At 69.0% G+C, this 25,529-nt stretch carries 27 protein-coding genes; 19 read left to right on the forward strand and 8 right to left on the reverse strand.

All coding sequences use genetic code 11. The annotated features are described in order from the left end of the window. Window positions 1–9: 9 nt before the first annotated feature. Window positions 10–1,758: a flagellar basal-body MS-ring/collar protein FliF gene (gene fliF, locus PGB34_RS02545; RefSeq protein ID WP_271426493.1), complete on the reverse strand. Its 1,749-nt coding sequence runs from the start codon at window positions 1,756–1,758 to the stop codon at window positions 10–12. Between the two features lie 156 nt (window positions 1,759–1,914). On the opposite strand from fliF, the gene fliE reads away from it, so the two are divergent. Next, entirely contained in the window at window positions 1,915–2,220 is a 306-nt protein-coding gene (gene fliE / locus PGB34_RS02550; RefSeq protein WP_271426494.1) for a flagellar hook-basal body complex protein FliE, read from the forward strand. 76 nt (window positions 2,221–2,296) lie between these two features. Here the strand turns inward: fliE and PGB34_RS02555 are convergent, their stop codons facing one another. From PGB34_RS02555 to PGB34_RS02570, 4 genes are all read right to left on the reverse strand, one after another. Beyond that, window positions 2,297–2,599, reverse strand: a complete 303-nt coding sequence (locus tag PGB34_RS02555; protein WP_271426495.1) for a flagellar protein FliT — start codon at window positions 2,597–2,599, stop codon at window positions 2,297–2,299. Window positions 2,600–2,615: 16 nt separating this feature from the next. Next, the gene (fliS, locus tag PGB34_RS02560) at window positions 2,616–3,029 is read right to left on the reverse strand and encodes a flagellar export chaperone FliS (RefSeq protein ID WP_271426496.1); all 414 of its coding nucleotides are present in this window, start codon (window positions 3,027–3,029) and stop codon (window positions 2,616–2,618) included. A gap of 90 nt (window positions 3,030–3,119) precedes the next feature. After that, window positions 3,120–4,550 carry a flagellar filament capping protein FliD gene (gene fliD, locus PGB34_RS02565; protein ID WP_271426497.1) on the reverse strand — a complete coding sequence of 477 codons (1,431 nt, stop codon included), beginning with the start codon at window positions 4,548–4,550 and terminating at the stop codon, window positions 3,120–3,122. A gap of 140 nt (window positions 4,551–4,690) precedes the next feature. Continuing rightward, window positions 4,691–5,845 carry a flagellin gene (locus PGB34_RS02570; RefSeq protein ID WP_271426498.1) on the reverse strand — a complete coding sequence of 385 codons (1,155 nt, stop codon included), beginning with the start codon at window positions 5,843–5,845 and terminating at the stop codon, window positions 4,691–4,693. Window positions 5,846–6,378: 533 nt separating this feature from the next. Between PGB34_RS02570 and flhD the strand changes: the two genes are divergently transcribed. The 8 genes from flhD to PGB34_RS02610 all read left to right on the forward strand — a co-directional run bounded on the left by flhD (window position 6,379) and on the right by PGB34_RS02610 (window position 14,733). Further along, window positions 6,379–6,711 carry a flagellar transcriptional regulator FlhD gene (gene flhD, locus PGB34_RS02575; protein WP_271426499.1) on the forward strand — a complete coding sequence of 111 codons (333 nt, stop codon included), beginning with the start codon at window positions 6,379–6,381 and terminating at the stop codon, window positions 6,709–6,711. A 22-nt stretch (window positions 6,712–6,733) separates the two neighbouring features. After that, complete coding sequence (flhC, locus tag PGB34_RS02580; RefSeq protein ID WP_271426500.1) at window positions 6,734–7,273, forward strand: flagellar transcriptional regulator FlhC; 540 nt, start codon at window positions 6,734–6,736, stop codon at window positions 7,271–7,273. Window positions 7,274–7,397: 124 nt separating this feature from the next. Continuing rightward, the gene (gene motA / locus PGB34_RS02585; protein WP_271426501.1) at window positions 7,398–8,255 is read left to right on the forward strand and encodes a flagellar motor stator protein MotA; all 858 of its coding nucleotides are present in this window, start codon (window positions 7,398–7,400) and stop codon (window positions 8,253–8,255) included. A 60-nt stretch (window positions 8,256–8,315) separates the two neighbouring features. After that, window positions 8,316–9,257, forward strand: coding sequence for a flagellar motor protein MotB (motB, locus tag PGB34_RS02590; RefSeq protein ID WP_271426502.1), 942 nt, complete (start codon window positions 8,316–8,318; stop codon window positions 9,255–9,257). A 39-nt stretch (window positions 9,258–9,296) separates the two neighbouring features. Beyond that, window positions 9,297–10,454: an EscU/YscU/HrcU family type III secretion system export apparatus switch protein gene (locus PGB34_RS02595; protein ID WP_271426503.1), complete on the forward strand. Its 1,158-nt coding sequence runs from the start codon at window positions 9,297–9,299 to the stop codon at window positions 10,452–10,454. Continuing rightward, a complete protein-coding gene (flhA, locus tag PGB34_RS02600; RefSeq protein WP_271426504.1) occupies window positions 10,451–12,523 on the forward strand; it encodes a flagellar biosynthesis protein FlhA in 2,073 nt (690 codons plus the stop codon). The genes PGB34_RS02595 and flhA overlap by 4 nt, the downstream gene beginning before the upstream one ends. Continuing rightward, complete coding sequence (gene flhF, locus PGB34_RS02605) at window positions 12,520–13,971, forward strand: flagellar biosynthesis protein FlhF (protein WP_271426505.1); 1,452 nt, start codon at window positions 12,520–12,522, stop codon at window positions 13,969–13,971. The genes flhA and flhF overlap by 4 nt, the downstream gene beginning before the upstream one ends. 45 nt (window positions 13,972–14,016) lie before the next feature. Then, window positions 14,017–14,733, forward strand: coding sequence for an RNA polymerase sigma factor FliA (locus PGB34_RS02610; RefSeq protein ID WP_271426506.1), 717 nt, complete (start codon window positions 14,017–14,019; stop codon window positions 14,731–14,733). Window positions 14,734–14,838: 105 nt separating this feature from the next. Here the strand turns inward: PGB34_RS02610 and PGB34_RS02615 are convergent, their stop codons facing one another. The 3 genes from PGB34_RS02615 to flgA all read right to left on the reverse strand — a co-directional run bounded on the left by PGB34_RS02615 (window position 14,839) and on the right by flgA (window position 16,362). Continuing rightward, on the reverse strand, window positions 14,839–15,195 hold the full coding sequence (locus PGB34_RS02615) for a hypothetical protein (RefSeq protein WP_271426507.1): 357 nt from the start codon (window positions 15,193–15,195) through the stop codon (window positions 14,839–14,841). 31 nt (window positions 15,196–15,226) lie between these two features. Then, the gene (gene flgM / locus PGB34_RS02620; protein WP_271426508.1) at window positions 15,227–15,526 is read right to left on the reverse strand and encodes a flagellar biosynthesis anti-sigma factor FlgM; all 300 of its coding nucleotides are present in this window, start codon (window positions 15,524–15,526) and stop codon (window positions 15,227–15,229) included. 74 nt (window positions 15,527–15,600) lie between these two features. After that, window positions 15,601–16,362 carry a flagellar basal body P-ring formation chaperone FlgA gene (gene flgA, locus PGB34_RS02625; protein ID WP_271426509.1) on the reverse strand — a complete coding sequence of 254 codons (762 nt, stop codon included), beginning with the start codon at window positions 16,360–16,362 and terminating at the stop codon, window positions 15,601–15,603. Between the two features lie 235 nt (window positions 16,363–16,597). Here flgA and flgB point away from each other — a divergent pair, with 235 nt between their 5' ends. The 10 genes from flgB to flgK are packed head-to-tail and all read left to right on the forward strand — an operon-like array spanning window position 16,598 to window position 25,499. Next, window positions 16,598–17,014 carry a flagellar basal body rod protein FlgB gene (gene flgB, locus PGB34_RS02630; protein WP_271426510.1) on the forward strand — a complete coding sequence of 139 codons (417 nt, stop codon included), beginning with the start codon at window positions 16,598–16,600 and terminating at the stop codon, window positions 17,012–17,014. A gap of 6 nt (window positions 17,015–17,020) precedes the next feature. Continuing rightward, entirely contained in the window at window positions 17,021–17,434 is a 414-nt protein-coding gene (gene flgC, locus PGB34_RS02635) for a flagellar basal body rod protein FlgC (RefSeq protein WP_271426511.1), read from the forward strand. Between the two features lie 28 nt (window positions 17,435–17,462). After that, the gene (locus tag PGB34_RS02640) at window positions 17,463–18,140 is read left to right on the forward strand and encodes a flagellar hook assembly protein FlgD (RefSeq protein ID WP_271426512.1); all 678 of its coding nucleotides are present in this window, start codon (window positions 17,463–17,465) and stop codon (window positions 18,138–18,140) included. A gap of 30 nt (window positions 18,141–18,170) precedes the next feature. Further along, complete coding sequence (gene flgE, locus PGB34_RS02645; protein WP_271426513.1) at window positions 18,171–19,385, forward strand: flagellar hook protein FlgE; 1,215 nt, start codon at window positions 18,171–18,173, stop codon at window positions 19,383–19,385. Between the two features lie 22 nt (window positions 19,386–19,407). Then, entirely contained in the window at window positions 19,408–20,148 is a 741-nt protein-coding gene (flgF, locus tag PGB34_RS02650; RefSeq protein WP_271426514.1) for a flagellar basal-body rod protein FlgF, read from the forward strand. A 25-nt stretch (window positions 20,149–20,173) separates the two neighbouring features. After that, on the forward strand, window positions 20,174–20,956 hold the full coding sequence (flgG, locus tag PGB34_RS02655; RefSeq protein ID WP_271426515.1) for a flagellar basal-body rod protein FlgG: 783 nt from the start codon (window positions 20,174–20,176) through the stop codon (window positions 20,954–20,956). Then, window positions 20,956–21,636: a flagellar basal body L-ring protein FlgH gene (locus PGB34_RS02660; RefSeq protein WP_271426516.1), complete on the forward strand. Its 681-nt coding sequence runs from the start codon at window positions 20,956–20,958 to the stop codon at window positions 21,634–21,636. Before flgG ends, PGB34_RS02660 begins: the two co-directional genes overlap by 1 nt. Before the next feature lie 16 nt (window positions 21,637–21,652). After that, the gene (locus tag PGB34_RS02665; protein ID WP_271426517.1) at window positions 21,653–22,768 is read left to right on the forward strand and encodes a flagellar basal body P-ring protein FlgI; all 1,116 of its coding nucleotides are present in this window, start codon (window positions 21,653–21,655) and stop codon (window positions 22,766–22,768) included. Continuing rightward, window positions 22,768–23,616 (forward strand): flagellar assembly peptidoglycan hydrolase FlgJ, encoded by an 849-nt coding sequence (flgJ, locus tag PGB34_RS02670; protein ID WP_271426518.1) that lies wholly within the window; start codon window positions 22,768–22,770, stop codon window positions 23,614–23,616. The genes PGB34_RS02665 and flgJ overlap by 1 nt, the downstream gene beginning before the upstream one ends. After that, window positions 23,613–25,499 (forward strand): flagellar hook-associated protein FlgK, encoded by a 1,887-nt coding sequence (flgK, locus tag PGB34_RS02675; protein ID WP_271426519.1) that lies wholly within the window; start codon window positions 23,613–23,615, stop codon window positions 25,497–25,499. Before flgJ ends, flgK begins: the two co-directional genes overlap by 4 nt. Window positions 25,500–25,529: the final 30 nt, after the last annotated feature.

The following is a 25,529-nucleotide window of genomic DNA, read 5'->3' on the forward strand; positions in this document are numbered from 1 at the left end:
GGTGAGCGTTCAGGCGCGGGCAGCGTCGCCGTTGATCCAGGTCTTGACGATGTTGGCCACGGCCACGGGGTTCTGGCGGGCCATCTGGCGCGCGCCTTCCAGCCGGGCCTGTTCGGGCACCTCTGCAGGCGCGGACAGGCGCCCGGCCTCGGACGTGCCCAGCGCGGGGCGTGGCGTCTCGTCGGCGATCAGCGCGCTGAGCTGCGCCCCGGGCGGGGCGGGCAGCGCGGGCACGGCCTCGGCGGGCTTGTGCGCCGCCGCCAGCTTCAGGCCCGGGCGCACCAGGCCAAAGAGCACCAGCACGCCCAGCAGGCCCAGCGACACGGGCCAGGCCAGGCTGCGCACCAGGTCCAGCATTTCCGGCCGCTTCCACCATGGCAGCACAGGCGCCGCGGCGGCCTCGCCCAGGAAGGGCGCGTTCATCAGGTTCACCGAATCGCCGCGCTCGCTGCTGAAGCCGATGCTCTCGCGCACCAGCGCGGTCATCTTCTCCAACTGCTCCGGCGGCAGCGCGGTGGGCGTGCTCTTGCCGTCGGCATTCACGATGCCCTGGTAATTGACCACCACGGCCGCGCTGAGCCGCCGCACCTGGCCGGTGGCGCCGCGCACGGTGCGGATGGTCTTGTCCACTTCGTAGTTGGTGACCGACTCGCGGCGGCTGGGCGCTGCGGCGGCCGTGGCTGCGGCGGCAGCACCCGTGGGCGCCAGCGGCGCGGCGGCACCATTGATCGGTGCGGCCGGCGGCGTGGGCGGCTGGTTGGTGGTGGCGCCGGGCACGCCGCCAGCGGCCGCCGCGCCACCGGCGCCCGGCCCCGTGCTTTCCACGGTCTGCTGGCTGCGCACGGCGCTCGCATTGGCCGCCAGGTTGGGCTTGTGCTCTTCGGAGGTGGCTTCGGTCTTGGAGAAGTCCACGTCGGCCGTCACCTGGGCCTTGACGTTCTGGCGGCCCACGATGGGCTCCAGGATGTCCATGATGCGGCGCGTGAGCTGCTGTTCGATCTGCTGCGTGTAGGCCAGCTGCTGCGCATCGACGCCGCCACCGCCACCGGCAGCGCCCGCCCCTTCGCCATTGCCCGACAGCAGCTTGCCGCTGTCGTCGACCACGCTCACGGCCGCCGGGTTGAGTTCGGGCACGCTGGAGGCCACGAGGTGAACGATGCCGGCCACCTGCGCGCGCTCGAGCGCGCGGCCCGGGTACAGCGACAGCAGCACCGACGCCGAAGGCTTCTGCTGCTCGCGGAAGAAGCCGTTCTGCGTGGGCAGCGCCAGGTGCACGCGCGCCGATTGCACCGAGCCCAGCGCCTGGATCGAGCGCGTGAGCTCGCCTTCGAGCGCGCGCTGGAAGGAGAGCTTTTCCTGGAACTGCGTCATGCCGAAGCGGTTGCTGTCGGTCAGCTCATAGCCCACCACCGAGCCCTTGGGCAGGCCCTGGGCCGCCAGGCGCAGGCGCAGGTCATGCACTTTGTCGGCCGGCACCATCACGGCGCCGCCGCCTTCGGAATACTTGTAGGGCACGTTCATCTGCGCCAGCTGGGCGACGATGGCGCCGCCATCCTTGTCGGCCAGGTTGGCATAGAGCACGCGCCAGTCGGGCGTGCGGCCGATAACCACGGCCGCGATGGCGATGGCCACCAGCAGCGCCACGCCGGCCGCCAGGCGCATGCGCTGGCCCGGGCTCAGGGCCTGGAGCCGCGCGGGCAGTGCCAGCGGGCCGTTGGCAGGAGGAACAGCAGCAGGAAGGGCGGCAGCGGCGGACATCGAGAAAGGGGCGGTGGCGACGCAGGCCGCACCCGTGCAGCCCGCTGCGGCCGATTATTCGGACGGTGCGCCCCGCGCATAAGGCCGATAAAGAGGCGCTTTTCGCCCCATTTCTCGGCGATTGGCCCAGCCCGGGCAGCCCTAGCATCCGGGGCCATGGACCTTCCTCTTTCTCCCGTCAGCCCCTCCGCCCTCAAGGACCTGCAGACGCTGGTGCGACCGGCCGCGCCCAAGGCCGTGGGCGGCTTCTCCGAAGCCCTGAGCGGTGCCCTGCAGTCGGTCAGCGCCTCGCAGCTGGAATCATCGCGGCTGCAGCGCGAAGTGCAGATGGAGAACCCGCAGGTCAGCCTGGAGCAGACCATGGTGGCGATGCAGAAGTCGCAGATCGGCTTTCAGGCCGCGCTGCACGTGCGCAATCGGATGGTGCAGGCCTATACGGACATCATGAACATGCAGGTTTAGGCACCCGCCAAACCATCGGCAGAAACAACAACGGGCGCCTGGCGCCCGTTTTGTTTTGGTGTTGATGCTGCAGCGCTCAGTGAATGGTCTGCAGGCTGCCGCCGTCGAAGAGCTTGGCGAAGTCGCTGAGCCAGGGTTCGGCGAGCACGCGGATCTCGGCGTCGTTGCGCAGGATGCGCTGCATGATGCGGGTCTTCTCGGCCCGGTCTTCGCGCGGGAGTTCCTCGGTCTTGCCGCGAAAGCGCAGTTGCTCGATCAGCACGGCGCACACGCCTTCGCAGCGCACCACGTCGTCCCAGTCCTCGCGGCGGGCCGCCTCCAGCATCTGGCGGCTGGCCTCTTCGATGGCCTTGTAGTAGTCCAGCAGTCGGTCTTGCATGAAAAGCTCCGCCAGGTCACACCCGCTGCGCTGCAGCCTGCGGGCCGATGTCGCGCCAGCCCTGGGCCAGCGGCGCGATCAGCGCCTCGACCTCCGCGAGCGCGGCAGCATCGTTGTGCAAATTGGCCGTGGTGAGCCGGTTCACACAATAGTCATACAGCGCGCGGAGTCTAGCGGCAAGCTCGCCACCCTGGGCGTCGTTCAGGCCGCCCTTGAGCCCCTCTTCCAGAAAGCGCACCGCGCGTCCGATCTGCTGGCCCTTGGCCTGCAGATCGCCACGCTCGAGCGCGCCGCGCGCGGCCCGCAGCGATTGCAGCAGGCCGTCGAAGACCAGCTCGATCAGCCGGTGGGGCGTGGCGCCCTCGATGCTCGACTGGGCGGCGATGTTCCGGTAGGCGGCCTGGGCGCGCGCGCTGGGGGGCGTGTACATCTGGGTTCCTCGTGCTCTCTATGCCTTGTTTATCGACACGCCGCCGTCAAACTCAAGGGGAATTGAAGGATTTCGATCAGCGCCCGGCGATCAGCCGGTGGACTTGTTCCACTGCGCGATCTGCTGGGTCACGTAGGTGTTCAGCGCCGTCAGCGAGGCCATCTGCGTGTCCAGCGCCGTGTACTGCTTGCGCAGCCGCGCCTCGGTCAGCGTGAGGCGATCGCTCACCCGCTCCTGGCTCTTGGTGTTGGCGCTCTTCTGGGCCTGCAGCGACTCGGTCTTGCCGGCCAGCGTGCCGTCGGCGCCGATGGCCGCCTTCGTGAAGGCGCCAAAGCGCGTGGCAAAGCCGGTGGCATTGGCATCGCTGCCGGCCGCAGCCGTGAAGAACTGCTGGACGGCCGCCGGGTCCTTGAGCGCCTTGTCCAGCCTGGCCGCATCCACGCTGAGGTTGCCCGCGCCATCGCGCGCAATGGAAACGCCCAGGTCCGAGAGGTACTGCATCGCCCCTCCGCCCGAGGGGCTGCCGACCAGGCTGCGCAGCGCGTTGTGCAGGCCCACGGTGGTGGAGTCGCCCTGCAGCAGCGCGGCCGTGTTGCTGTTGGCGTCGTACTTGGTGGCGTTGTTCAGCGTGGTGTTGATGGCGTTGTAGGCCGACACGAAGCTGTTGATCGCGCTCTTCATCGCGCTGGTGTCGCTGCTGGCCGTGATGTCCACGGGCGCGGTCGTGACCTGCGAGAGCGTCAGCGACAGGCCGGGGATGGTCTCGGCCAGCGTGTTGGTGGCCGACTCGATGTCCACGCCATTGATCTGGGCCTTGGCATTGAGGCCGTACTGCACGGGGTTGGCCGCCATGCCGGCGCCGCTGGCCGGATCGGTGAAGCTGAGCCCGTCCAGGCCCGTGCTGCCCTCGCCCGCGCTCACTTTGAAACCTGCGGCTTCGCCCGTGCTGCCCGAGCGCAGCAGAAGCCGGTCGCCCGAGATGTCCCTGAGCACGGTGGCGCTCACGCCGGCGCCGGCCGCGTTGATCTTCGATGCGATGTCGGCCATCGTGTCGGCGGCGCCGATGGTCACCGACACCGCACCGGCGCTGCCGGCCGTGAACGCGGGCTCGGTGCCGCTGCCCCAGCTGCCCAGCTCGAAAGTCAAGGTGCCGCTGCCCACGGTGCTGCCCGCGGGCACGGCCGAGGAGGACACCGATTGCGCACGCGCCAGCTGCGACACGCTGATGCCAAAGGAACTGGCCGCGGCGTTGGCGCCGCTGAGCACCGACACCGACACGGCGGCCGTGTTCGATGACGTGACGCTCTTGGCGTTCCAGGTCGCGGGCCTGGCCAGCGCCGCGAGCGAATCCGACAGGGTGGACAGCTGCGACTTGAGCGTGCCGAAGGCCGAGATCTTGCTGTCGATGGCTGCGGCCTTGGTCTGAAGCGAGGTCAGCGGCTTCTTCTCGAGCGCCATCAGCTGCGTGATGATGCTTTCGACCTCGAGCCCGCTGCCCAGACCGGCGGATGAAATGGCCATTGGTTCTTCTCCGTTGCGCACGCCCGTGCAAGCACAGAAAAAAAGGCGGCGAACGGAATTGTCCGTTCGCCGCCTGGGCATGAAGCGATCAGGAAGGCGCCGAAGCACCCCCTGTTCCCTCATTCAAGCGCGCGGGTCGATCAGCGCAGCAGCGACATCACGGTCTGCGGCAGCTGGTTGGCCTGGGCCACCATGGCCGTGCCGGCCTGCTGCAGGATCTGGGCGCGCGACAGGTTGGCGGTTTCGGCCGCGAAGTCGGCGTCCTGGATGCGGCTGCGCGAAGCCGTGAGGTTCTCGGCCGTGGTGGCCAGGTTGGAGACCACCGACTCGAAGCGGTTCTGGATGGCACCGAGGTCGGCGCGGGCGCCGTTGATGGACTTCAGCGCGGCGTCCATGGCCAGCATGGCGTTGTCGGCACCTTCGACCGAGGAGATGTCGACGTCGGCGATGCCGGTCTGGTCCGTGCCGTCCACTTCGGTGGCGGTGAGCGTCACCGCGCCCACGTTGGTGCCGGCGGCCACGGTCAGCGGACCGGCGGCATCGGCACCCACCGAGGTGAGCACGCCCGCGCTGATCGTCACGCCGGCCAGTGCTTCGGCGTTCGCCGTCTTGGCGGCGTTGAAGGCGGCGTCGACGTCCGTCAGCGCGCCCGCTGCATCGCGGCCCACTTCGGCGGCCACGTTGATGGTCACGCCATTGACGGTGAAGCTGGCCGCATCGGCGGCAGTGCCCAGCGTCAGCGCCGAGGATTCGTAGTCGGTCGTGCCCACCGAGGTCCACTCGCCCAGGCTGTCGGTCGAGGCGTTGGCGATCGACGCGATGTTGATGGTTTCGCCCTGGTTGGCGCCCACCTGGAAGGACTGGGCGCTGAAGCTGCCGTCCAGCAGCTTGGTGCCGTTGAAGGAAGTGGTCTTGGCCACGCGGTCGATTTCGCTGACCAGCTGCGTCACTTCCTTTTGCAGGGCGGCGCGGTCGTCGGCGGAGTTGGTGGCGTTGCGCGACTGCACGGCCAGCTCACGGATGCGCTGCAGGTTGTTGCCGATGGTGCTCAGCGCGCCTTCGGCCGTCTGGGCCAGCGAGATGCCGTCGTTGGCATTGCGGCCGGCCTGGTTCAGGCCCTTGATCTGGGCCGTCATGCGCTCGGAGATGGCGAGGCCGGCGGCGTCGTCCTTGGCGCTGTTGATGCGCAGGCCCGAGGACAGGCGCTGCATGGACGTGGCCAGAGAGTTCTGGCTGCCCGACAGTTGACGCTGTGCGTTGAGCGAGCTGATGTTGGTGTTGATGATCGAGGCCATGCTGAACTCCTAGAGAAGAGACTTGTTCCGGCATTGCTGCCATATGTCCGCCAGTGGGGACACTGGCTTGCCAGACGGACCCGGTCGGGGCCGTTGAGTGGTTTTCGGGCTCTGCGGCGCTCTTCTTTAGCGCTTTATTTTTTTACGGCGCCCTAAAGATTTCCGGCCCGGTGAAGACAAGGGGTCGCAAGTCAAGCGCTTCCGCGCAAGTTACTTCCAGCAACATTTGCAACGCCCATGACTCCCAGCGAAGCCCGGGAAACATTTGTTGGCAATGTGAGACGCGGCCCTGTCAGGCGCTTTGCGGCCCCGTGTAGAACCTTCGAATCCGCTCCCACCCGCCGTTTCTGAAGTTTTTGTAAGAAAAACATCCTCATTCAACTGATCCTGAGTACTTGCTCTGTAGGTAATATTCCTGCAACTGCGTAAGGGAGCCGGACATCCATCACGGAAAATTTCCTATTAAAGTTCCCGTAACCAAATTACACAATCATTCCAAGCCAGGACACAAAGTCCTACGGGATGTAACAGAAATGACGAGCGAACAGATCCTCAACGAAGTCCGGGAAGCCAATCTCACCTACCTGATGCTGGCCCAGACGCTGATCCGGGCCGACAAGGCGCAGGCCCTGTTCCGCCTGGGCATCTCCGAGGATTCCGCCGATCTGATCGCGACGCTGTCGCCGGCCCAGGTCATGAAGCTGGCCTCGGGCAACATGCTGCTGTGCCGCTTCCGCGCCGACGACGACATGGTCTGGAGCCTGCTGACCAACCACAACGTGCCGGGCCGCACCGCCAACGAGGCGACGGCGCGCCTGCACGCCAACATCGTGATGTCCAGCCGCTTCGCGGAAACCTCGTCCTGAGCAGCGGACTCCAGAGGCACCCATGGCCGGCACCAAGAGCATCCTCCACGAATCCAGACAGATCGAGCGGGCCGTGAGCCTGATCGGCATGGGCGCACGCCTGCAGGTGCTGGAAAGCGAAACCGAGCTGTCCTACGAGCGGCTGCTTCGCCTGTACAAGGAAGTGGCGGGCCGTTCGCCCTCCAAGGGCCAGCTGCCCTTCTCGACCGACTGGTTCCTGACCTGGCAGCCCAACATCCATGCCTCGCTGTTCCAGAACATCCACACGCACCTGTCCAAGAACAGCCCGCTGGAGCCGGTGGACCTGCTGATCAAGGCCTACCAGCTCTATGCCGAGCAGATGACGTCCTGCAGCCTGGAGCCGCTGCTGTCGATCACGCGCGCCTGGCGCCTGGTGCGCTTCGTCGAGAACGACATGCTGCACATGACGCGCTGCACGCGCTGCGGCGGGCACTTCGTGACCGAGCCCTATCCCAACGCACGCAGCTTCGTGTGCGGCCTGTGCGAGCCGCCGGCGCGCGCCGGCAAGGGCTCGGGTGCGGGCGGCATCCAGCTGCAATGAGCAAGGGCATGCGCCAGCACGCCATGAAGCCTTGAACAGGGCCCCTGCCGGGGCCCTTTTTCATGGATCGCATCGGCCCCGCGCGTTGCCCAATAGCGTCTGTCGTTCCACGCACATCCTTCCCATGTTTGTCGTCATTGGTTATCTGGTCGCGATGGGCTGCATCTTCGGCGGCTACATGATCCACGGCGGCAACATCGCCGTGGTGCTGCACGCGCTGCCCATCGAGATGATGGTGATCGGCGGTGGCGCCCTGGGCGCCTTCATCGTGAACAACCAGCCCAAGGTGCTCAAGGCCACGCTGAAGATGCTGCCCAAGGCCTTTCAGGGTTCCAAGTACACCAAGGCCCGCTACATGGAGCTGATGGCCCTGCTCTACGACATCCTGCAGAAGGCGCGCAAGGACGGCCTGATGTCCATCGAGAAGGACGTGGAAGCGCCGCAGGACTCGCCCATCTTCCAGGCCTACCCCACCGTGGGCCGTGACCATCACGTGGTGGAGTTCACCACCGACTACCTGCGCATGATGGTGTCGGGCAACCTCAATTCGCACGAGATCGAAGCGCTGATGGACAGCGAGATCGAGACCCACCACCAGGAGTCGCACGCGCCCGTGGCCGCCATCGCGCGGCTGGCCGGCGGCCTGCCGGCCTTCGGCATCGTGGCGGCCGTGCTGGGCGTGGTCAACACCATGGGTTCGGTAGGCCAGCCGCCCGCCGTGCTGGGCGCCATGATCGGCTCGGCGCTGGTGGGCACCTTCCTGGGCATCCTGCTGGCCTACGGCGTGGTGGAGCCGCTGGGCGGCCTGCTGGAGCAGAAGTGCGAGGACGGCACCAAGGAACTGCAATGCATCAAGACCACGCTGCTGGCCAGCATGCAGGGCTACAACCCCACCACGGCCATCGAGTTCGGCCGCAAGGTGCTGTTCTCCACCGAGCGGCCCACCTTCAGCGAGCTTGAAAGCCACGTCAAGAAGAAGTGAGGCGGCGCCGCACCGCCACGCCGCTTCTGTTCTGACTGACTGACCGACCGGAGACCCGCCATGGCCGCAGCACCGGGCGCCAAGAAGCTACAGCCCATCATCGTCAAGCGCGTCAAGAAGGTGAGCCACGGCCACCATGGCGGCGCCTGGAAGATCGCCTATGCCGACTTCGTGACGGCCATGATGGCCTTCTTCCTGCTCATGTGGCTGCTGGGCTCCACGGCCAAGGGCGACCTGCAGGGCATCGCCTCGTACTTCAACTCGCCGCTGAAGGTGGAGATGAGCGGCGGCCCCGGCTCGGGCAGCAGCAGCTCCATCGTGCCCGGCGGCGGCCAGGACCTCACGCGCGAGAACGGCCAGATCCGCAAGTCCGACGGCAGCCTGCAGGACCCCACGCGCTCGAACAAGGACGCCCACACGCTGCGCGAACAGGCGCGCCAGCAGGACATGCGGCGCCTGGCCTCGCTGCGCGAGAAGATCGAGAAGCTGATCGAGGGCAACCCGCGCCTGAAGGAATTCCGCTCGCAGATCAAGCTGCAGGTCACGCCCGAGGGCCTGGAGGTGCAGATCGTGGACGAGCAGCACCGCCCCATGTTCGACAGCGGCAGCGCGCTGGTCAAACCCTACATGCGCGACATCCTGCGCGAGATCGGCAGCGCGCTCAACGGCATCGAGAACCGCGTCACCCTGGCCGGCCACACCGACGCCGCGCCCTATGGCAACGGCGACCGCGGCTATGGCAACTGGGAGCTGTCGGCCGACCGGGCCAATGCCTCGCGCCGCGAGCTGGTGACCGCCGGCATGGCCGACGACAAGCTGCTGCGCGTGCTGGGGCTGGCCGCCAGCGACCTGTTCGACAAGGACAACCCGCTGGCCGCCACCAACCGGCGCATCAGCATCACCGTGCTCACGCGCGAAGCCGAGGCCCGCATGTTCGACAACCGCCGCATGGACGGGCATGACGCCGTGAAGGCCATCACCGAGCAGATCGCTGCACGCTGAGCGCCGCGCCCGACGCGCCCCACCCTTCCCACCCGCCCCATGGAATCCAGCAGTCAGGACAAGCAGCTTCCCGCCACGCAGCGCAAGCTGGACCAGGCCCGCAAGGAAGGCCAGGTGGCGCGCTCGCGCGACCTGTCGCATCTGGCGGTGGTGGGCACGGGCGCGGTGGCGCTGCTGCTGCTCGCGCCCACGGCCTTCGAGCAGACGCGCCGCGCCCTGGCCGCGGCACTGCGCTTCAACGCGCATGCGCTGGCTTCGCCTGAAACCATGGTCGAGCGCCTGTCGCAGCTGGCCGGCCTGGGCCTGCTGCTGTGCGTGGTGTTCGGCGGCATCGTGGTGCTGGCGGCCGTGTTCAGTGCGGTGGCGGCCGGTGGCTGGGTGCTCACGACGCAGCCGCTGGTGCCCAGGCTGTCCAAGCTCAACCCGCTCAACGGCCTGAGCAAGCTGTTCAGCAAACAGCAGTTGGCCACCGTGGCCAAGCTGGTGTTCATGTCGGCCTTGCTGGCCGCCGTGGGCTGGTTCTTCGTCAAGGGCAGCATCCATGAGCTGGTGCGCCTGGTGCTGCAGCCTTCGGCCGCCTCGCTCGCCATGGTGGGCGACTGGCTGGTCTCGGGCCTGGGGCTGTGCCTCCTGATCCTGCTGATTGCCGCGCTGGTGGACGTGCCGCTGCAAGGCCATTTCCACCGCAGCCGGCTGCGCATGTCGCACCAGGAAGTCAAGCAGGAGCACAAGGAGTCCGACGGCAACCCGCACATCAAGGGCCGCCTGCGCGTGGCCGCGCGCGAGATCGCGCAGCGCGCCAGCATCACCGCCGTGCCCAAGGCCGACTTCATCCTGATGAACCCGACCCACTACGCCGTGGCGCTGCGCTACGACGACGCCACCATGAACGCTCCGCATGCCATCTCCAAGGGCGCCGACCTGCTGGCCATGAGGATCCGCGAGATCGCCACCGAGCACCGCATCCCGGTGGTGCAGGCGCCCATGCTGGCGCGCGCGCTGTTCGCGCATGCCGAGCTGGACCAGCCCATCCCCGCCTCGCTCTACACCGCGGTGGCGCAGGTGATGGCCTATGTGTACCGGCTCAAGGCCTCGCTGCGCGGCGAAGGCCCCACGCCGCTGGAGCTGCCGCAGCCGCATGTGCCGCCCGAGCTCGATCCGCACCACCACCCGGCCAAGAAAGGCCAACCCGCATGAACGCGCAGAACATCCAGGGCTGGCTGGGCGCGCATGGCGCCAGGGTGCGGCGCGCCGCGGCGCCGCTGCTGGTGGTGGCCATCCTCGCGCTCATGGTGCTGCCCATTCCCGCGTGGCTGCTCGATGGCTTCTTCACGCTCAACATCGCGGTGGCGCTGATGGTGATGATGGTGGCGGCCTACATGGTGCGGCCGCTGGACTTCGCGGCCTTCCCCGCCGTGCTGCTGCTGGCCACGCTGATGCGACTGTCGCTGAACGTGGCCTCCACCCGCATCGTGCTGCTGGAAGGCCACACCGGCCCGGGCGCGGCCGGCGCGGTGATCGAGGCTTTTGGCCACTTCCTGATCGGCGGCAACTTCGCGGTGGGCCTGATCGTTTTTGCAATCCTGGTGGTCATCAACTTCATCGTGGTCACCAAGGGCGCCGAGCGCATCGCCGAGGTCTCGGCCCGCTTCACGCTGGACGCGATGCCCGGCAAGCAGATGGCCGTGGACGCCGACCTCAATGCCGGCGTGATCGACGAGAAGGAAGCGCGCAAGCGCCGCGCCGAGGTGGCCGAGGAAGCCAACTTCTTCGGCGCCATGGACGGTGCGTCGAAGTTCGTGCGCGGCGACGCCATCGCCGGCATTTTGATCCTGCTGATCACCATCGTGGGCGGCTTCGCGGTGGGCGTGCTGCAGCATGGCATGTCGGCCGGCAAGGCGGCCGACACCTACATCCTGCTGGCCGTGGGCGATGCGCTGGTGGCGCAGATCCCGGGGCTGCTGATCTCGGTGGCCGCGGCCATGGTGATCTCGCGCGTGGGCAAGGAAGACGACGTGGGCCAGCAGATCGTGCAGCAGCTGCTGACCTCGCCGCGCGTGCTGGGCCTGACGGCCGGCATCCTGGGCCTGCTGGGTGTGATCCCGGGCATGCCCAACACGGTGTTCCTGCTGGCCGCGGCCCTGCTGGGCTATGGCGCCTGGGCCCTGTCGCGGCGCAAGCCGCAGCAGGCGCTGGCGCAGGAGCAGCCGCCCGCGCCCGATGCCGACGCCACCTGGGACGACCTGCAGCCCGTGGCCCCGCTGGGCCTGGAGCTGGGCTACCGCCTGATCGCGCTGGTGGACAAGAACCGCCAGGGCGACCTGCTCACGCGCATCAAGGGCGTGCGCCGCAAGTTCGCGCAGGAAGTCGGCTTCCTGCCGCCGGCCGTGCATGTGCGCGACAACCTCGAGCTCAAGCCCAGCGCCTACCGAGTGACCCTGCGCGGCGTGGCCATTGCCGATGGCGAATCCTTCCCCGGCATGTTCCTGGCCATCAACCCGGGCGGCCTGTCCACCCCGCTGATCGGCACGCCCACCACCGACCCGGCCTTCGGCCTGCCCGCGCACTGGATCGAGGAGCGCCAGCGCGAAAACGCGCAATTGGCCGGCTTTACGGTCGTTGATTCGGAAACCGTGATGGCGACCCATCTGTCACATTTGATGCACACGCAGGCTGCGCGTCTGCTCAGCCGCACCGAAACCCAACAACTGGTCGAACACGTGAACAAGCTCGCGCCGAAGCTGATCGAGGAGGTGGTGCCCAAGATGGTGTCGGTGGCCGCCTTCCAGAAGGTGCTGCAGCTGCTGCTGGAAGAGTCGGTCCACATCCGCGACATCCGCACCATCGTCGAGACGCTGGCCGAGCACGCGGCCGTGACCACCGACCCGGCGGAGCTGGCGCGGCGCGTGCGCGTGGCGCTCGCACCGGCCATCGTCCAGCAGATCTACGGCCCGGCGCGCGAGCTGGACGTGATCGCCATCGAACCGGCCTTCGAGCGCCTGCTGATGCAGGCCCTGGCCAACGCGCAGGCCCCGGCCCTGGACCCGGGCGTGGCCGACATGTTCACCCGCAGCGCCGCCGAAGTGGCCGAGCGCCAGGAAGAGCAGGGCGTGCCCGCCTGCCTGCTGGTGCCCGACGCCATCCGCGGCGCGATCTCGCGCCTGGTGCGCCGCAGCGCCCCGCGCCTGCAGGTGCTGGCGCACAGCGAGATCCCTGAAACCCACACCATCCGCATCGGGCCCATCCTCCGGGGCGCAGCCGCATGAACATCCAACGCTTCCAAGCACCCACCGCCCGTGAGGCACTGGCCCTGGCCCGTCTCGCGTTCGGCGACGGCGCACTGATCCTGGCCAACCGGCAGTTGCCTTCTGGCGATGTCGAGGTGACGGCCACTTCCGAGGAAGCGCTGGGCCAGCTCGAAAGCCATGGCGCAAGCGCCCCGGCGCCCGCGCCGCGCGCGGCTGCACCCCGGCCATCGGCACCGGTCGCCGCCATGCCCGCGCCCGCGGCGGAAAGCACGGTCGGTGCCGACACCGAGCAGCTCGCGATGAGCACGCTGTCCTTCCAGGACTACGTGCGCGAGCGCATGGCCCGGCGCCAGCAGGCCGAGCAGGAGCAGGTCGCCCCGCCCTTGCGTGCCGCGCCGGTGCTGCCGCCGCAGCCCGCGGCCGCACCCGCCCTGCCGGTGGCCCCGGCCACCGCCCGTGTGGCCGAGATGCCCTGGCAGCCCGAGCCGCCCGCGCAGGTGGCGCAGCTGGAGCAGGTGGCGCCGCCCGCCGCGCCGATGCCGCAAATGGCCGAGGTGATGGCCGAGCTGCAGGCCATGAAGCAGCTGATGGAGGAACGCTTCACCACGCTGTCCTGGATGGGCCAGGCCCGCCAGGAACCCGTGCGCTCGACGCTGCTGCTCAAGCTGATCCGCGCGGGTTTTTCGCCCGCCCTCTCGCGCACCGTGCTCGAGCGCGTGAACACCGAGCTGTCGCCGGCCGAGTCGGTGCGCGACGTGATGGCCACGCTGGCGCGCATGCTGGCCGTGCCCGCCGGGCCAGGCATCGAAGAGACGGGCGGCATCTTCGCCTTCGTGGGCGCCACGGGCGTGGGCAAGACCACGGCCATCGCCAGGCTCGCCACCTTGTGTGCGCGTGCCCATGGCGCGCAGAGCGTGGGCCTGATCACCTTGGACACCCACCGCGCCGGCGCGCATGAACAGCTGCGCGCCTTCGGCCGTTCCATCAATGTGGTGGCGCATCTGGCGCATGACCGCGCAGCGCTGCTGGAGATGCTGGCGCTGTTTGCACGCAAGAAGCTGGTGCTGGTCGACACCAGCGGCGTGGCGCCGCGCGATGCGCGCCTGGCCGACCACCTGGCGATGATCGAGCTGCCGCAGCTGCAGCGCGTTCTGGTGCTCAACGCCGGCACGCATGGCGACACGCTGGACGACATGGCCGGCGCCTTCCGCGCGCGCCAGGCCGTGATCTCGAAGACCGACGAGGCCGTCAAGCTCGGCCCGGTGCTCGACACCGTGATCCGCCACCGGCTGGGCCTGCGCGGCGTGAGCTGCGGGCAGCGCGTGCCCGAGGACTGGCTGGCGCCCGACGCAGCCCAGCTGGTGCGCGACGCCATGCGCGCCATCGTGCGTTCCGCCTTCGAGCCGCGCAACAACGCCGACATGGATTTCTTCCTGTCCCCGTCCGAGTGCTCGATGGCCGAATGAAGCCGCATTGACGACGACGCCATGCTTGCTGCCACCGCTTCCCAGATGTACACCCCAAGAGGTCGCCTCGATCGCGAGGCGCTGATCCGCCAGTACGTGCCGCTCGTGCAGCGGCTGGCCCATCACATGATCGCCAAGCTGCCCCCGAACGTGGAGCTGGACGATCTGGTGCAGGTGGGCATGATCGGGCTGGTCGATGCGCTGTCGCGCTTCGAGGAAAGCCACGGCGTGCAGTTCGAGACCTTCGCCACGCAGCGCATCCGCGGTGCGATGCTCGACGAGTTGCGCGAAGGCGACTGGCTCTCGCGCGGCTCGCGCAAGAACCAGAAGCAGATCGAGCAGGCCATGCACCGGCTCGAACAGCGGCTGGGCCGCCCGCCGCTGGAATCCGAAATCGCGGCCGAGCTGAACATGGGCCTGAGCGACTACCAGGCCCTGCTTGGCCGCGTGCGCGGCACCCAGCTGGTCTACCTGGAAGACATCGGCGCGCATGCCGAGGACGAGGAAGGCTTCCTGGACCGCCATGTGGCCGACGAGGCGGCGGACCCGATGAGCCTGCTCAAGGACCAGCGCCTGCGCAGCGCGCTGGTGGCGGCCATCGAATCGCTGCCCGAGCGCGAGCGCCACATCATGGGCATGTACTACGAGCAGGACATGAACCTCAAGGAAATCGCCGCCGTGCTGGGCGTGACCGAATCGCGCGTGTGCCAGCTGCACAGCCAGTCCATCGCGCGCCTGCGCGCGAAGATGCGCAGCCATTGAGACGGCCACCATGGCCTGCCTCGCTCCCCAATGCAGAACGGGCCCGTCGGGGCCCGTCTTCTTTTCTGCTGTGCTCCCCGCCTGCGGGCGAAGGGCTGGTCAGCCTCAATGCACGCCGAAGGAAGAGCTGCGCCCCGGCATTGAATAGGTCACGCTCACCGCCGGGCCCATGAGCGAGGCCAGGGCGCGGTCCACCCGCACGCTGCGGCGGGCCAGGCTTTCGCGCTGCAGGTCCAGGCGCTGGCCCACTGCTTCGATGCGGCTGCGCAGCGCCGGACTGAGCGAGGCCGCGGACAGCTGCGCGCCCAGGGCCTGCGCGAAGCCCACGCTCAGCTGGCGCAGCTCGGCGGCGGCGCGGTCCAGCGCATCCGGGTCGTCGGCCAGCAAGCAGCGGTCCACCACGGCCAGCTGCTGCTCGACCTGGCCCAGAAGGGCTTCCTGCGCGCTGCTCAGATCGCTCATGGCAAAAAAAAGGGCTTTTTCCTGTGTGCGCTCAGTCGCGCATGCGGCTGAGCACTTCCTGGGCGTTGGACAGCAGCTTGTCGGCGATGGCGCCGGCGTCCACCGTGAAGGTGCCGTTGGCGATGGCGGCGCGCACGGCCGCCACCTTGGCCTCGTCGATGCCGCTGCCGGCGGAAGAGACCTCCAGCGAACGCGCGGCGGCCGACACGCTCACCGGCACGCCGCTGCTGTCCTGCGCTCCCGCCAAGCCAGCCGAAGTGGACGCGCGCTCACTCCTGACCGGGCCGGTGGCCGGGGTCAATGCTGCTTCGCTCAACGGTCCGATCTTCATGGTTGACTCCAGCGCTCGACAGAGCTACGTCACAAGGATTTTCGGCCTCCGGTGCGCAAACTTTAGCGATTTATTCACAGCGCCAGTTGCACCGTGTGGGCATCCTGGACCACGCCGGTGGTCATGCGGCCATTGTCCATCCGGATGCGGACCATCTGGCCCACCACGCCGGCCGTGAGGGCCTGGGCCACGGACGTGATCTCGAAGCCGGGCCCCTTGGCCACCACCCGCACGGCGCTGCCGGCGGCAAAGGCCTGGGCCGGCTTGATCATCGACTGCCGCAGCGGCTGGCCCGCGAGCAGCGAGCGCGAGGCCACCTGGCCCACCCACTGCGCGGGGTCGGCCACCACCGGCGAAGGCTCGGCGGCCCAGTCGGCTTGGGCTTCCACGGCATCGTCCTGGCCCAGCACGGCACCGGGCAGCACGTTGTCGCGCAGCACCCACGCCGGCCCGAAGGCCTTGACGGTCACGGGCAGGAACACGTTCCAGCGCGCCTGGCCGTCCACGCAGCGCAGGCCCAGCCGGCTGCGGCCCCACAGGCGCGCGCCGGCGGGAATGTAGGGCTCCACCCGCGCGCAGGGCGCCAGGCGCAGGCGGCCGTCCAGCGCGCCCAGGCTCACTTCCATGCGCAGCGGGGTGCTCTGGTTGGCGCGCGACTGGTCCACCGCAGCATCCAGCCACTGCTGGGTGGCGGCGACGAAGTCGGGTGCGGCTTCGCTTGCTGCAGGCGTCATGGCCGGTGCCTGGGGCTGGGCCAGGGCCTGCGCACCGGCCAGCATGGCGGCGGCCAGGGCCAGGCCGCTCAGGGCATGTCGCAGCAAAACAAAGGCGGGCATGGGGGGGCAACTCCTGGAATGGCAAGCGGTGTGAAGGCAAGGGCACGGGCGGCCGCGCGATGCGCGCGAGTGCGAATGCTCAAGAACCTGGGCTGCACTTTAGAAGCCGGCGCGTGCCGCAAACGGGCGAACAGGGCGCGATTCCCCCCCTTCATCCCCGCTTTGCGCGCGCGGCCGCCACCCACAATTTCCAGGCACTCCAAGGCCCCGGTCGCCCTCTTTCCTCCAACCTGCCATGCTGGACAAGCTCACTTCCGGACTCGACTTCCAGGCCAACGCGCTGGTGCTGCGCGCCGAGCGCCAGCAGCTGCTGGCCGGCAACATCGCCAACGCCGACACGCCGGGCTATGCCGCCAAGGACATGAACTTCGCGCAGGCGCTGCGCGAAGCCAGCCAGGCCGCCAGCGGCACCGCGCCAGCGCCCGTGAGCGCAACCCATGCGCGCCACCTGCCCGTGCTGGGCGGCAGCGCGGCGGCGCAGCTGCATCAAAGCGCCTACACGGTGCAGACCCAGCCGTCGATGGACGGCAACAGCGTGGACCTGGACCGCGAGCGCGCCGCCTTCGCCGACAACGCGGTGCGCTACGAGGCCACCCTGCGCTTCATCAACGGCCAGGGCAAGACGCTGCTGGCCGCCATCCAGGGGCAATAAACGACCATGTCCATGTTCTCGATCTTCGGCATCTCCGGCAGCGCCGTCAGCGCGCAGTCGCAGCGCCTGAACGTGGTGGCCAGCAACCTGGCCAACGCCGACGCCACGGCCGGCCCCGATGGCCAGGCCTACAAGGCGCGCCAGGTGGTGTTCCAGACCGTGCCCATGGACGCCAGCTCCGGCACCGGCGCGGCCGGCGTGCGGGTGGACGCCGTGACCGAAAGCCAGACGCCCGGGCGCCGCGTGCACGAGCCCGGCAACCCGCAGGCCGATGCGCAGGGCTACGTCACCTATTCCAACGTGAATGCGGTGGAGGAGATGGTCAACATGATCTCGGCCTCGCGCTCCTACCAGAACAACGTCGAGGTCATGAACACGGCCAAGAACCTGCTGCTCAAGACGCTGCAGTTGGGCCAGTGAGCCACGAAGCCGCACCCGAAGCAAAAGCATGAGCACCGCACTGTCCAACCTGACTGGCGTGACCCAGTCCTACAACATCACGTCCAGCGCGGACGCGGGCACGGCCCCTGCCAAGACCGGCTCCGAGGAGGCGCAGGACCGCTTTTTGAAGCTGCTGGTGGCGCAGATGAGCAACCAGGACCCGATGAACCCGATGGACAACGCGCAGATGACTTCGCAGATCGCGCAGATCAACACGGTCACCGGCATCCAGCAGCTCAACGACAGCATCAAGGCCATGGCCAGCCAGGCTTCGGCCATGCAGATGATGCAGGCCAGCGCCATGATCGGCCGCGGCGTGATCACGCCGGGCAACCAGCTGGCCTTCAGCGACGCGGACACCGCCGTCGCCGCCTTCGACCTGCCCACGGGCGCGACCAGCGTGAAGATCCAGGTCACCACGGCCTCGGGCACGCTGATCGACACCGTCTCCCTGGGCGCGATGGAGGCGGGCCAGCACGGCTTCTCGCTCGACGCCAGCAGCTATCCCGACGACCAGGCGCTGAAGTTCAACGTCGTGGCCGTCAACGGCAGCGGCACGGTGGATGCCACCGCGCTGATGCACGACCGCGTGACCTCCGTGGGCAGCGCCGGCGACGGCAGCCTGACCCTGACGCTGCAGCACAACGGCAGCACGCCGTACGCCAGCGTGCGTTCCGTGCTCTGACCCCACCCCACTTCCTCCAGGAGTTCCTCCATGAGCTTCCAGCAAGCACTCTCCGGCCTCAACGCCGCCAGCCGCAGCCTCGACGTGATCGGGCACAACATCGCCAACTCGGGCACCGTGGGCATGAAGTCCTCGCGCGCGGAGTTCGCCGAGGTCTATGCCAGTTCGGCCGGCGGCATCGGCGGCACCAACGTGGGCCTGGGCGTGGCCGTGGGCGCGGTGACGCAGCAGTTCGCGCAGGGCAGCCTGAGCATCACGGGCAACGACCTGGACGTGGCCGTCAACGGCTCGGGCTTCTTCCAGGTCACGGCGGCCGACGGATCGACCGCCTACACCCGCGCCGGCAACTTCAAGCTGGACAAGGACGGCAACATCATCACCGCCTCGGGCGCGCAGGTGATGGGCTACCCCACCGACGCCAGCGGCGTGCGCCAGAGCTTCGACGCCCAGCCGCTGCGCCTGCCCACGGGCGCGCCGATCCCGGCCCGGCGAACCACGGCCATGGCCGCCGAGATCACGCTGGACGCCTCGGCCCCCATCGCGGCCAACGCCTCGCCGCCCACGCCGCTGACCACCTACGGCACCTCGCTGACGGCCTACGACGCGCAGGGCCTGGAGATCCCGGTGGGCCTGTACTTCCAGAAGACGGCCAACAACACCTGGAACGTCTACACCAGCGTCAACGGCAGCGACCCGGGCGCCTCCACGCCCTTCCAGCTGAACTTCCTGGCCGACGGCAGCCTGGACCCGGCCTCCACCATCCCGCAGATCACGCTGGCTTCGCCCAACGACCCCGCCGTGACCTTCCCGGCCACCTTGGACCTGAGCCGCCTGACGCAGGTCAACGCGCGCTTCGCGGTGTCGGACCTGTCGCAGGACGGCTACTCGGCCGGCCAGCTCACGGGCATCAAGATCGAGAACAGCGGCGTCATCACCGCCACCTACTCCAACGGCCAGACCCAGTCGGCCGGGCAGGTGGCGCTGGTCAACTTCCGCAACACGCAGGGCCTGGCGCCTTCGGGCTCGGGCTACTGGGTCGAGACCTTCGCCTCGGGCCAGCCCGTGCGCGGCGCACCGGGCGAAGGCACCTTCGGCCAGCTGCGTTCGGGCACGCTCGAAGAATCGAACGTGGACCTCACGGCCGAACTGGTGAACATGATGACCACGCAGCGCGCCTACCAGGCCAACGCGCAGACCATCAAGACCCAGGACCAGGTGATGTCCACCCTGGTGAACCTGCGCTGATCGCCACGCAGGCCGAGCAGCCATGGACCGTCTGATCTACACCGCCATGAGCGGCGCCAGCGCGGCGGCGCAGCGCCAGTCCGTGCTGGCCAACAACCTGGCCAACGCGGGCACGCAGGGCTTCCGGGCCGAGCTGTCCACCTTCCGCGCCGTGCCGGTGCGCGGCGACGGCGCCACCACGCGCGTGTTCACGCTCGAGGCCACGGCCGGCCATGACAGCCGCGCCGGCAGCATCGAGCGCACGGGCCGCACGCTGGACCTGGCGGCCCAGGGCCAGGCCTGGTTCGCGGTGCAGGGGCTGGACGGCACCGAGGCCTACACGCGCGGCGGCGCCTTCCAGGTCTCGCCCGAAGGCACGCTGGTCAACAGCGCCGGGCTGCTGGTGCTGTCCGACGGCGGCGCGCCCATCGACATTCCGGCGGGCTCCGAGATCGCCGTGGGCTCCGACGGCACCATCACCGCCAAGATGGAGGGCCAGCCGGCCGCCACCGTGGGCCGCATCAAGCTGGCCAGCACCGATGCCGAAAACCGCCTGCAGCGCAGCGAGGACGGGCTGTTCCGCACCGCCACGCTCGACGCGCTGCCGGCCGACGCCAACGCGCGCGTGGAGTCGGGCGCGCTCGAAGGGTCGAACGTGAACCCCATCGAGGCCATGGTCGGCATGATCGCCGCCGCCCGCCAGTTCGAGCAGCAGATGCGCCTGCTGCAGAACACCGAAACGGCCGACCGCACGGCGGCCCAGTTGCTGAGCATGCAGGGCTGAAGCCGCCCGCGCCGAAGGACAGAACATGATCAATTCGCTCTGGATCTCCAAGACCGGGATGGAAGCCCAGCAGACGCAGCTGGACGTCATCTCGCACAACCTGGCCAACGTCTCGACCACGGGCTTCAAGCGCTCCAACGCCGTGTTCGAAGACCTGATGTACCAGAACCTGCGCCAGGTGGGCGCCAACAGCACCGAGCAGTCGCAGCTGCCCACCGGCCTGCAACTGGGCCTGGGCGTGCGCACGGTGGCCACGGCCCGGTCCTTCACGCAGGGCAGCATGCAGCAGAGCGCCAACCCGCTGGACGTGGCGATCAAGGGCAACGGCTTCTTCCAGGTCACCCTGCCCGACGGCACCATGGGCTACACGCGCGACGGCTCCTTCCAGGTCGATTCGCAGGGCCGCATCGTCACCTCGTCCGGCCTGCCCGTGGCCAATGGCATCACGGTGCCGCCCAACGCCACCAACATCAGCATCGCGCAGGACGGCACGGTCTCGGCCACGATGAGCGGCGACCCCGCGCCGCAGAACCTGGGCCAGCTCGCCCTGGCCAACTTCATCAACCCGGCCGGCCTGGAGCCGCGCGGCGAGAACCTCTATGCCGAGACCGCCGCCTCGGGCCAGCCCAACGGCGGCACGGCCGGCACCAACGGCCTGGGCACACTGATGCAGGGCTTTCTGGAAACCTCGAACGTCAACGTGGTGCAGGAGCTGGTCTCGATGATCCAGACCCAGCGCGCCTACGAGATGAATTCCAAGGCCATCCAGACCAGCGACCAGATGCTGCAGAAGCTGGGGCAGCTGTGATGCATCGCCTTCTTGCCGCGGCCGCGCTGGCGCTGGCGGTGCTGGCCACGGGCTGCACCACGCTGCACGCCACGCCCGAAGTGCACATGCCCGACACCGCGCCGCCGCAGGCCGTGCAGGTGCAGCCGCCGCCGCGCCCGGTCAACGGCAGCCTGTTCCAGGCCGCGCGCTACCGGCCGCTGTTCGAGGACCGCCGCGCGCGCATGGCCGGCGACACGGTCACCATCGCCATCGTGGAGAACCTGAGCGCGAGCCAGAAGTCCACCTCCACCGTCGACAAGAACAGCGGCATCGACGCGAGCATCAGCGCCGTGCCCTTCCTCTCGGCCAACTCCTTCACGCGGGCCAGCGCACGCGCGGGCTCCGAGCACACCTTCGCAGGCAAGGGCGGCACCGAAAGCGCCAACACCTTCCGCGGCTCCATCACGGCCACGGTGGTCGACGTGCTGCCCAACGGCCACCTGGTGGTCACGGGCGAGAAGCAGATCGGCGTGAACCAGAACGTGGACGTGCTGCGCTTCTCCGGCACCATCGATCCGCGCTCGATCCAGTCGGGCAGCGTGGTCAGTTCGACCCAGGTGGCCAATGTGCGCATCGAGTCGCGCGGCCGCGGCGCGCAAAGCGAGGCGCAGGCCATGCCCTGGCTGGGGCGCTTCTTCATGAACGTCCTGCCCTTCTGAGCCTTCTTTTTTCGCCATGATCCGCTCCATCCGCCCCTTCGTCCTCGCGCTGTCCCTGCTGGGGCTGGCCACGCCCGCGGCGCACGCCATCCGCATCAAGGAAGTGGCGGCCGTGCAGGGCGTGCGCACCAACCAGCTGACCGGCTACGGCCTGGTGGTGGGCCTGGACGGCACCGGCGACCAGACCACGCAGATGCCCTACACCACGCAGAGCGTGGCCAACTACCTGCAGCAGCTGGGCATCACGCTGCCCGACAACCGGGCCGCGCAGCTGCAACTGAAGAACGTGGCGGCCGTGATCGTCACGGCCGAGCTGCCGGCCTTCGCGCAGCCGGGCCAGGCCATCGACATCAGCGTGGCCTCCATGGGCAACGCCAAGTCGCTCAAGGGCGGCATGCTGGTGGCCACGCCGCTGCGCGGTGCCGACGGCGAGATCTATGCGCTGGCCCAGGGCAATGTGGTGGTGGCCGGTGCCGGCGCGGCAGCCGGCGGCAGCAAGGTGCAGATCAACCACCTGAGCGCCGGCCGCATCCCCGGCGGCGGCCAGGTCGAGCGGGCCGTGGCCACCGGGCTGCACGAGGGCGAGACCATCACGCTGGGCCTGAACGCGGCCGACTTCCAGACCGCGCGCCGCGTCGCGCAGGCCGTGAATGGCAAGCTGGGCTCGGGCGCTGCGCGCGCCATCGACGGCCGCACGGTGGAAGTGCGCGCCCCGCAGGACCCGGGCGCGCGCGTGAACTTCATTGCCGAGCTTGAAGAGATCACGCTGGAGCGCACGGCCCCGGCCGCCAAGGTGGTGATCAACGCGCGCACCGGCTCCATCGTGCTGAACCAGGCCGTCACGCTCAATGCCTGCGCCATCGCGCACGGCAACCTGTCGGTCACCATCAGCAGCACGCCGGTGATCAGCCAGCCCGCGCCGCTGTCGCGCGGCCAGACCGTGGTGGCCGAGCAGGCCAGCATCCAGATCAAGCAGGAGCCCGGCGCGATGATCCAGGTGCCCGCCTCCACGCAGCTGACCGACGTGGTGCGCGCGCTCAATGCGCTGGGCGCCACGCCGCAGGACCTGTTGGCCATCCTGCAGGCCATCAAGGCTTCGGGCGCACTCAATGCGGAACTCGAGGTGATCTGATGTCCGTGGGCGCCACCAACCCCTTCAGCCAGGGCCTGGCGGCCGATGCGCGTTCGCTCAACGCGCTGAAGTTCTCGGCCGGCAGCAACGACCCCAAGGCGGTCAAGGAAGCGGCCAGGCAGTTCGAATCGCTGTTCATGCGCGAGCTGATCAAGAGCATGCGCGAGGCAACGATGAAGTCGGGCCTGATGGACAGCGAAGGCGAGAAGCTGGGCACCGACCTGCTGGACCAGCAGTTCGCGGTGCAGCTGGCCGGCATGCCCGGCGGGCTGACCGATGCCATCACGCGCCAGTTGAGCCAGCAGATCGTGAGCCCCGGCGCGGTGCCCACGGTGGCGCTGGGCGCCTCGGGCAGCCGCGGGCGCGCCGGCGCCACACAGCAGGGCTTCGTTTCAGAGCATGCGCAGGCGGCGCAGCGCGTGGCGCAGGACACGGGCATTCCGGCCGCCTTCATGATCGGCCAGGCCGGCCATGAGACCGGCTGGGGCCGCAGCCAGATCCGCCATGCGGACGGCAGCAACTCGCACAACCTGTTCGGCATCAAGGCCACGGCCGGGTGGACGGGCAAGGTGGCCACCATCACCACCACCGAATACATCGACGGGCAAGCGCGCAAAGTGAGCGCGAAATTCCGCGCTTATGACTCGTATGAAGAGTCCTTCCGCGACTACGCTCGACTCATCGGCGAGAGCCCGCGCTACGAAAAGGCGCGCGCCAGCACCGCCTCGGCCCAGGCCTATGCCGCCGAGCTGCAGCGCGCGGGCTACGCCACCGATCCGCACTACGCCAGCAAGCTCAACCGCGCCATCAACGCCGTCGTCCAGCTCAACCGATCCCTGCAAACATGAGTTCACTGCTCAACCTCGGCACCCGCACCCTGCTGGCCAACCAGATGGCGCTGCAGACCACCGGCCACAACATCGCCAATGCCAGCACGGTGGGCTATTCGCGCCAGAGCGCCGTGATGCAGCAGGTGGAAGGCCAGTACACGGGCGGGGGCTACGTCGGCAAGGGCGTGCAGGTGCTCACCGTGGAGCGGGCGCACAACGAATTCGTGACGCGGCAGGCGGCCCTGGCCCGCTCGGTGCAGGCCATGGACGCCACGCGCGCCGACCGGCTCGCGGCGCTCGAAGACATCCTGCAGGGCGGCACCAGCGGCCTGGGCGCTTCCGTCAACGACCTGGTCAACGCGTTCTCCGACATTGCCAGCACGCCCACCGACGTGACGGCCCGCAACGTGGTGCTGGCGCGCGCACAGGAGATGAGCGCGCGCTTTCGCAACGCGCAGGCCCAGATCGACGATCTGCAGCACGGCGTGAACGGCCAGCTCGACGACGCCGTGACCCAGATCAACAGCCTGGCCGCGCGCATCGCCGAGCTCAACGGCCAGGTGCAGCGCGCCCAGGGCGGCGGCCAGCAGCCCAACGACCTGCTGGACCAGCGCGACGAGCTGGTGCGCCAGCTCAACGGCCAGGTGCAGGCCTCCACCGTGGCGGGCGACGACGGCAGCCTGAACATCTTCGTGGGCAGCCAGGCCCTGGTGCTGGGCAGCTCGGTGGCCCAGGTCGCGCTGCAGGGCGCGGCCGACGGCACGCGCGCGCTGACCATCACGCGCGGCGCCGTGACGCAGGAGCTGGACGAATCCAGCCTGGGCGGCGGCGCCGTCGCGGGGCTGCTGCGCTTCCAGAACGGCGACCTGGCCGCCGCGCGCGACGGGCTGGGCCGCATGGCGCTGGCCATCACCTCGGCCATCAACACGCAGCACCGCCTGGGTGTGGACCTGAACGGCCAGCCGGGTTCGGACTTCTTCACGCCCATCGCCATTCCCGATGCCCTGCCTGCGCCATGGAACACGGGCACGGCCACGGTGAGCGCCGAGGTGGCCGACCCGACGGCCCTGGTCGCTTCGTCCTACCAGGTGGTGTTCGGCAGCAGCGGCTCCATCGCGGTGCAGCGGCTGTCCGACGGCAAGACCACCACCTTCACCGGCCCCATGCCCATCGAGATCGACGGGCTCAGGCTGGACCTCTCGGGCGGCAGCGCCGCCGCGGGCAGCAGCTTCACGCTGCGGCCCTATGCGCGCGCGGCCGATGGCACGGCCACGGCCCTGAGTTCACCGCGCGAGATCGCCGCGGCCAGCCCCGTGGAAGCACGCGCGAGCAGCAGCAACCGCGGCACGGTGGCCGTGGCCGGCGTGTCGGCCAGCCAGGCGCATGCCAGCCTGGGCGCGACGGTGACCCTGACCTTCACGTCTGCCGGCACCTTCGACGTGGCCGGCAGTGGCACGGGCGACCCGAGCGGCATCGCCTACACGGCCGGCCAGCCCATCAGCTTCAACGGCTGGACCCTGACGCTGAGCGGCAACCCGCAGGCCGGCGACACGATCACGGTGCAGGCCGCATCGGCCAGCTACAGCCAGCTCAACGCGGGCAACGCCAGCGCGCTGCTGGGCCTGCGCGACGTGGCCATGTTCGACGGCGCCACCCTGGCCGACGGCTATGCCAGCCTGATGGCCGAGATGGGCGTGCGCTCGCAAAGCGCGCAGTACGCGGCCAGCATTTCGGGCTCCATCGCCACCAGCCTCGAAAGCGAGCGCGCCAACATCTCTGGCGTGAACCTCGACGAAGAGGCCGCGCGGCTTTTGCAGTACCAGCAGGCCTACCAGGCCTCGGCCAAGATGATCCAGATCGCGCAGAGCATCTTCGACTCCCTGCTGCAAGGCATGCCCTGAGGCGGCGCGCTTCTCCTTCGACAAAGCAAC

Origin of the sequence: Xenophilus arseniciresistens (genome assembly GCF_028023875.1) — a bacterium.
GTDB classification, from domain to species: domain Bacteria; phylum Pseudomonadota; class Gammaproteobacteria; order Burkholderiales; family Burkholderiaceae_C; genus Xenophilus; species Xenophilus arseniciresistens.

What these genes read in the sequence shown, in the direction of transcription:
- PGB34_RS02615 (WP_271426507.1), bottom strand. Translation starts at nt 15,195, where the DNA reads ATGAGCGATCTGAGCAGCGCGCAGGAAGCCCTTCTGGGCCAGGTCGAG.
- flhA (WP_271426504.1), top strand. Translation starts at nt 10,451, where the DNA reads ATGAACGCGCAGAACATCCAGGGCTGGCTGGGCGCGCATGGCGCCAGG.
- flhC (WP_271426500.1), top strand. Translation starts at nt 6,734, where the DNA reads ATGGCCGGCACCAAGAGCATCCTCCACGAATCCAGACAGATCGAGCGG.
- PGB34_RS02595 (WP_271426503.1), top strand. Translation starts at nt 9,297, where the DNA reads ATGGAATCCAGCAGTCAGGACAAGCAGCTTCCCGCCACGCAGCGCAAG.
- flgF (WP_271426514.1), top strand. Translation starts at nt 19,408, where the DNA reads ATGGACCGTCTGATCTACACCGCCATGAGCGGCGCCAGCGCGGCGGCG.
- flgB (WP_271426510.1), top strand. Translation starts at nt 16,598, where the DNA reads ATGCTGGACAAGCTCACTTCCGGACTCGACTTCCAGGCCAACGCGCTG.
- fliE (WP_271426494.1), top strand. Translation starts at nt 1,915, where the DNA reads ATGGACCTTCCTCTTTCTCCCGTCAGCCCCTCCGCCCTCAAGGACCTG.
- PGB34_RS02660 (WP_271426516.1), top strand. Translation starts at nt 20,956, where the DNA reads ATGCATCGCCTTCTTGCCGCGGCCGCGCTGGCGCTGGCGGTGCTGGCC.
- motB (WP_271426502.1), top strand. Translation starts at nt 8,316, where the DNA reads ATGGCCGCAGCACCGGGCGCCAAGAAGCTACAGCCCATCATCGTCAAG.
- flgJ (WP_271426518.1), top strand. Translation starts at nt 22,768, where the DNA reads ATGTCCGTGGGCGCCACCAACCCCTTCAGCCAGGGCCTGGCGGCCGAT.
- fliS (WP_271426496.1), bottom strand. Translation starts at nt 3,029, where the DNA reads ATGTACACGCCCCCCAGCGCGCGCGCCCAGGCCGCCTACCGGAACATC.
- fliD (WP_271426497.1), bottom strand. Translation starts at nt 4,550, where the DNA reads ATGGCCATTTCATCCGCCGGTCTGGGCAGCGGGCTCGAGGTCGAAAGC.
- flhD (WP_271426499.1), top strand. Translation starts at nt 6,379, where the DNA reads ATGACGAGCGAACAGATCCTCAACGAAGTCCGGGAAGCCAATCTCACC.
- flgG (WP_271426515.1), top strand. Translation starts at nt 20,174, where the DNA reads ATGATCAATTCGCTCTGGATCTCCAAGACCGGGATGGAAGCCCAGCAG.
- PGB34_RS02610 (WP_271426506.1), top strand. Translation starts at nt 14,017, where the DNA reads ATGTACACCCCAAGAGGTCGCCTCGATCGCGAGGCGCTGATCCGCCAG.
- PGB34_RS02640 (WP_271426512.1), top strand. Translation starts at nt 17,463, where the DNA reads ATGAGCACCGCACTGTCCAACCTGACTGGCGTGACCCAGTCCTACAAC.
- PGB34_RS02665 (WP_271426517.1), top strand. Translation starts at nt 21,653, where the DNA reads ATGATCCGCTCCATCCGCCCCTTCGTCCTCGCGCTGTCCCTGCTGGGG.
- PGB34_RS02555 (WP_271426495.1), bottom strand. Translation starts at nt 2,599, where the DNA reads ATGCAAGACCGACTGCTGGACTACTACAAGGCCATCGAAGAGGCCAGC.
- flgA (WP_271426509.1), bottom strand. Translation starts at nt 16,362, where the DNA reads ATGCCCGCCTTTGTTTTGCTGCGACATGCCCTGAGCGGCCTGGCCCTG.
- flgK (WP_271426519.1), top strand. Translation starts at nt 23,613, where the DNA reads ATGAGTTCACTGCTCAACCTCGGCACCCGCACCCTGCTGGCCAACCAG.
- motA (WP_271426501.1), top strand. Translation starts at nt 7,398, where the DNA reads ATGTTTGTCGTCATTGGTTATCTGGTCGCGATGGGCTGCATCTTCGGC.
- PGB34_RS02570 (WP_271426498.1), bottom strand. Translation starts at nt 5,845, where the DNA reads ATGGCCTCGATCATCAACACCAACATCAGCTCGCTCAACGCACAGCGT.
- flgM (WP_271426508.1), bottom strand. Translation starts at nt 15,526, where the DNA reads ATGAAGATCGGACCGTTGAGCGAAGCAGCATTGACCCCGGCCACCGGC.
- flgE (WP_271426513.1), top strand. Translation starts at nt 18,171, where the DNA reads ATGAGCTTCCAGCAAGCACTCTCCGGCCTCAACGCCGCCAGCCGCAGC.
- flhF (WP_271426505.1), top strand. Translation starts at nt 12,520, where the DNA reads ATGAACATCCAACGCTTCCAAGCACCCACCGCCCGTGAGGCACTGGCC.
- flgC (WP_271426511.1), top strand. Translation starts at nt 17,021, where the DNA reads ATGTCCATGTTCTCGATCTTCGGCATCTCCGGCAGCGCCGTCAGCGCG.
- fliF (WP_271426493.1), bottom strand. Translation starts at nt 1,758, where the DNA reads ATGTCCGCCGCTGCCGCCCTTCCTGCTGCTGTTCCTCCTGCCAACGGC.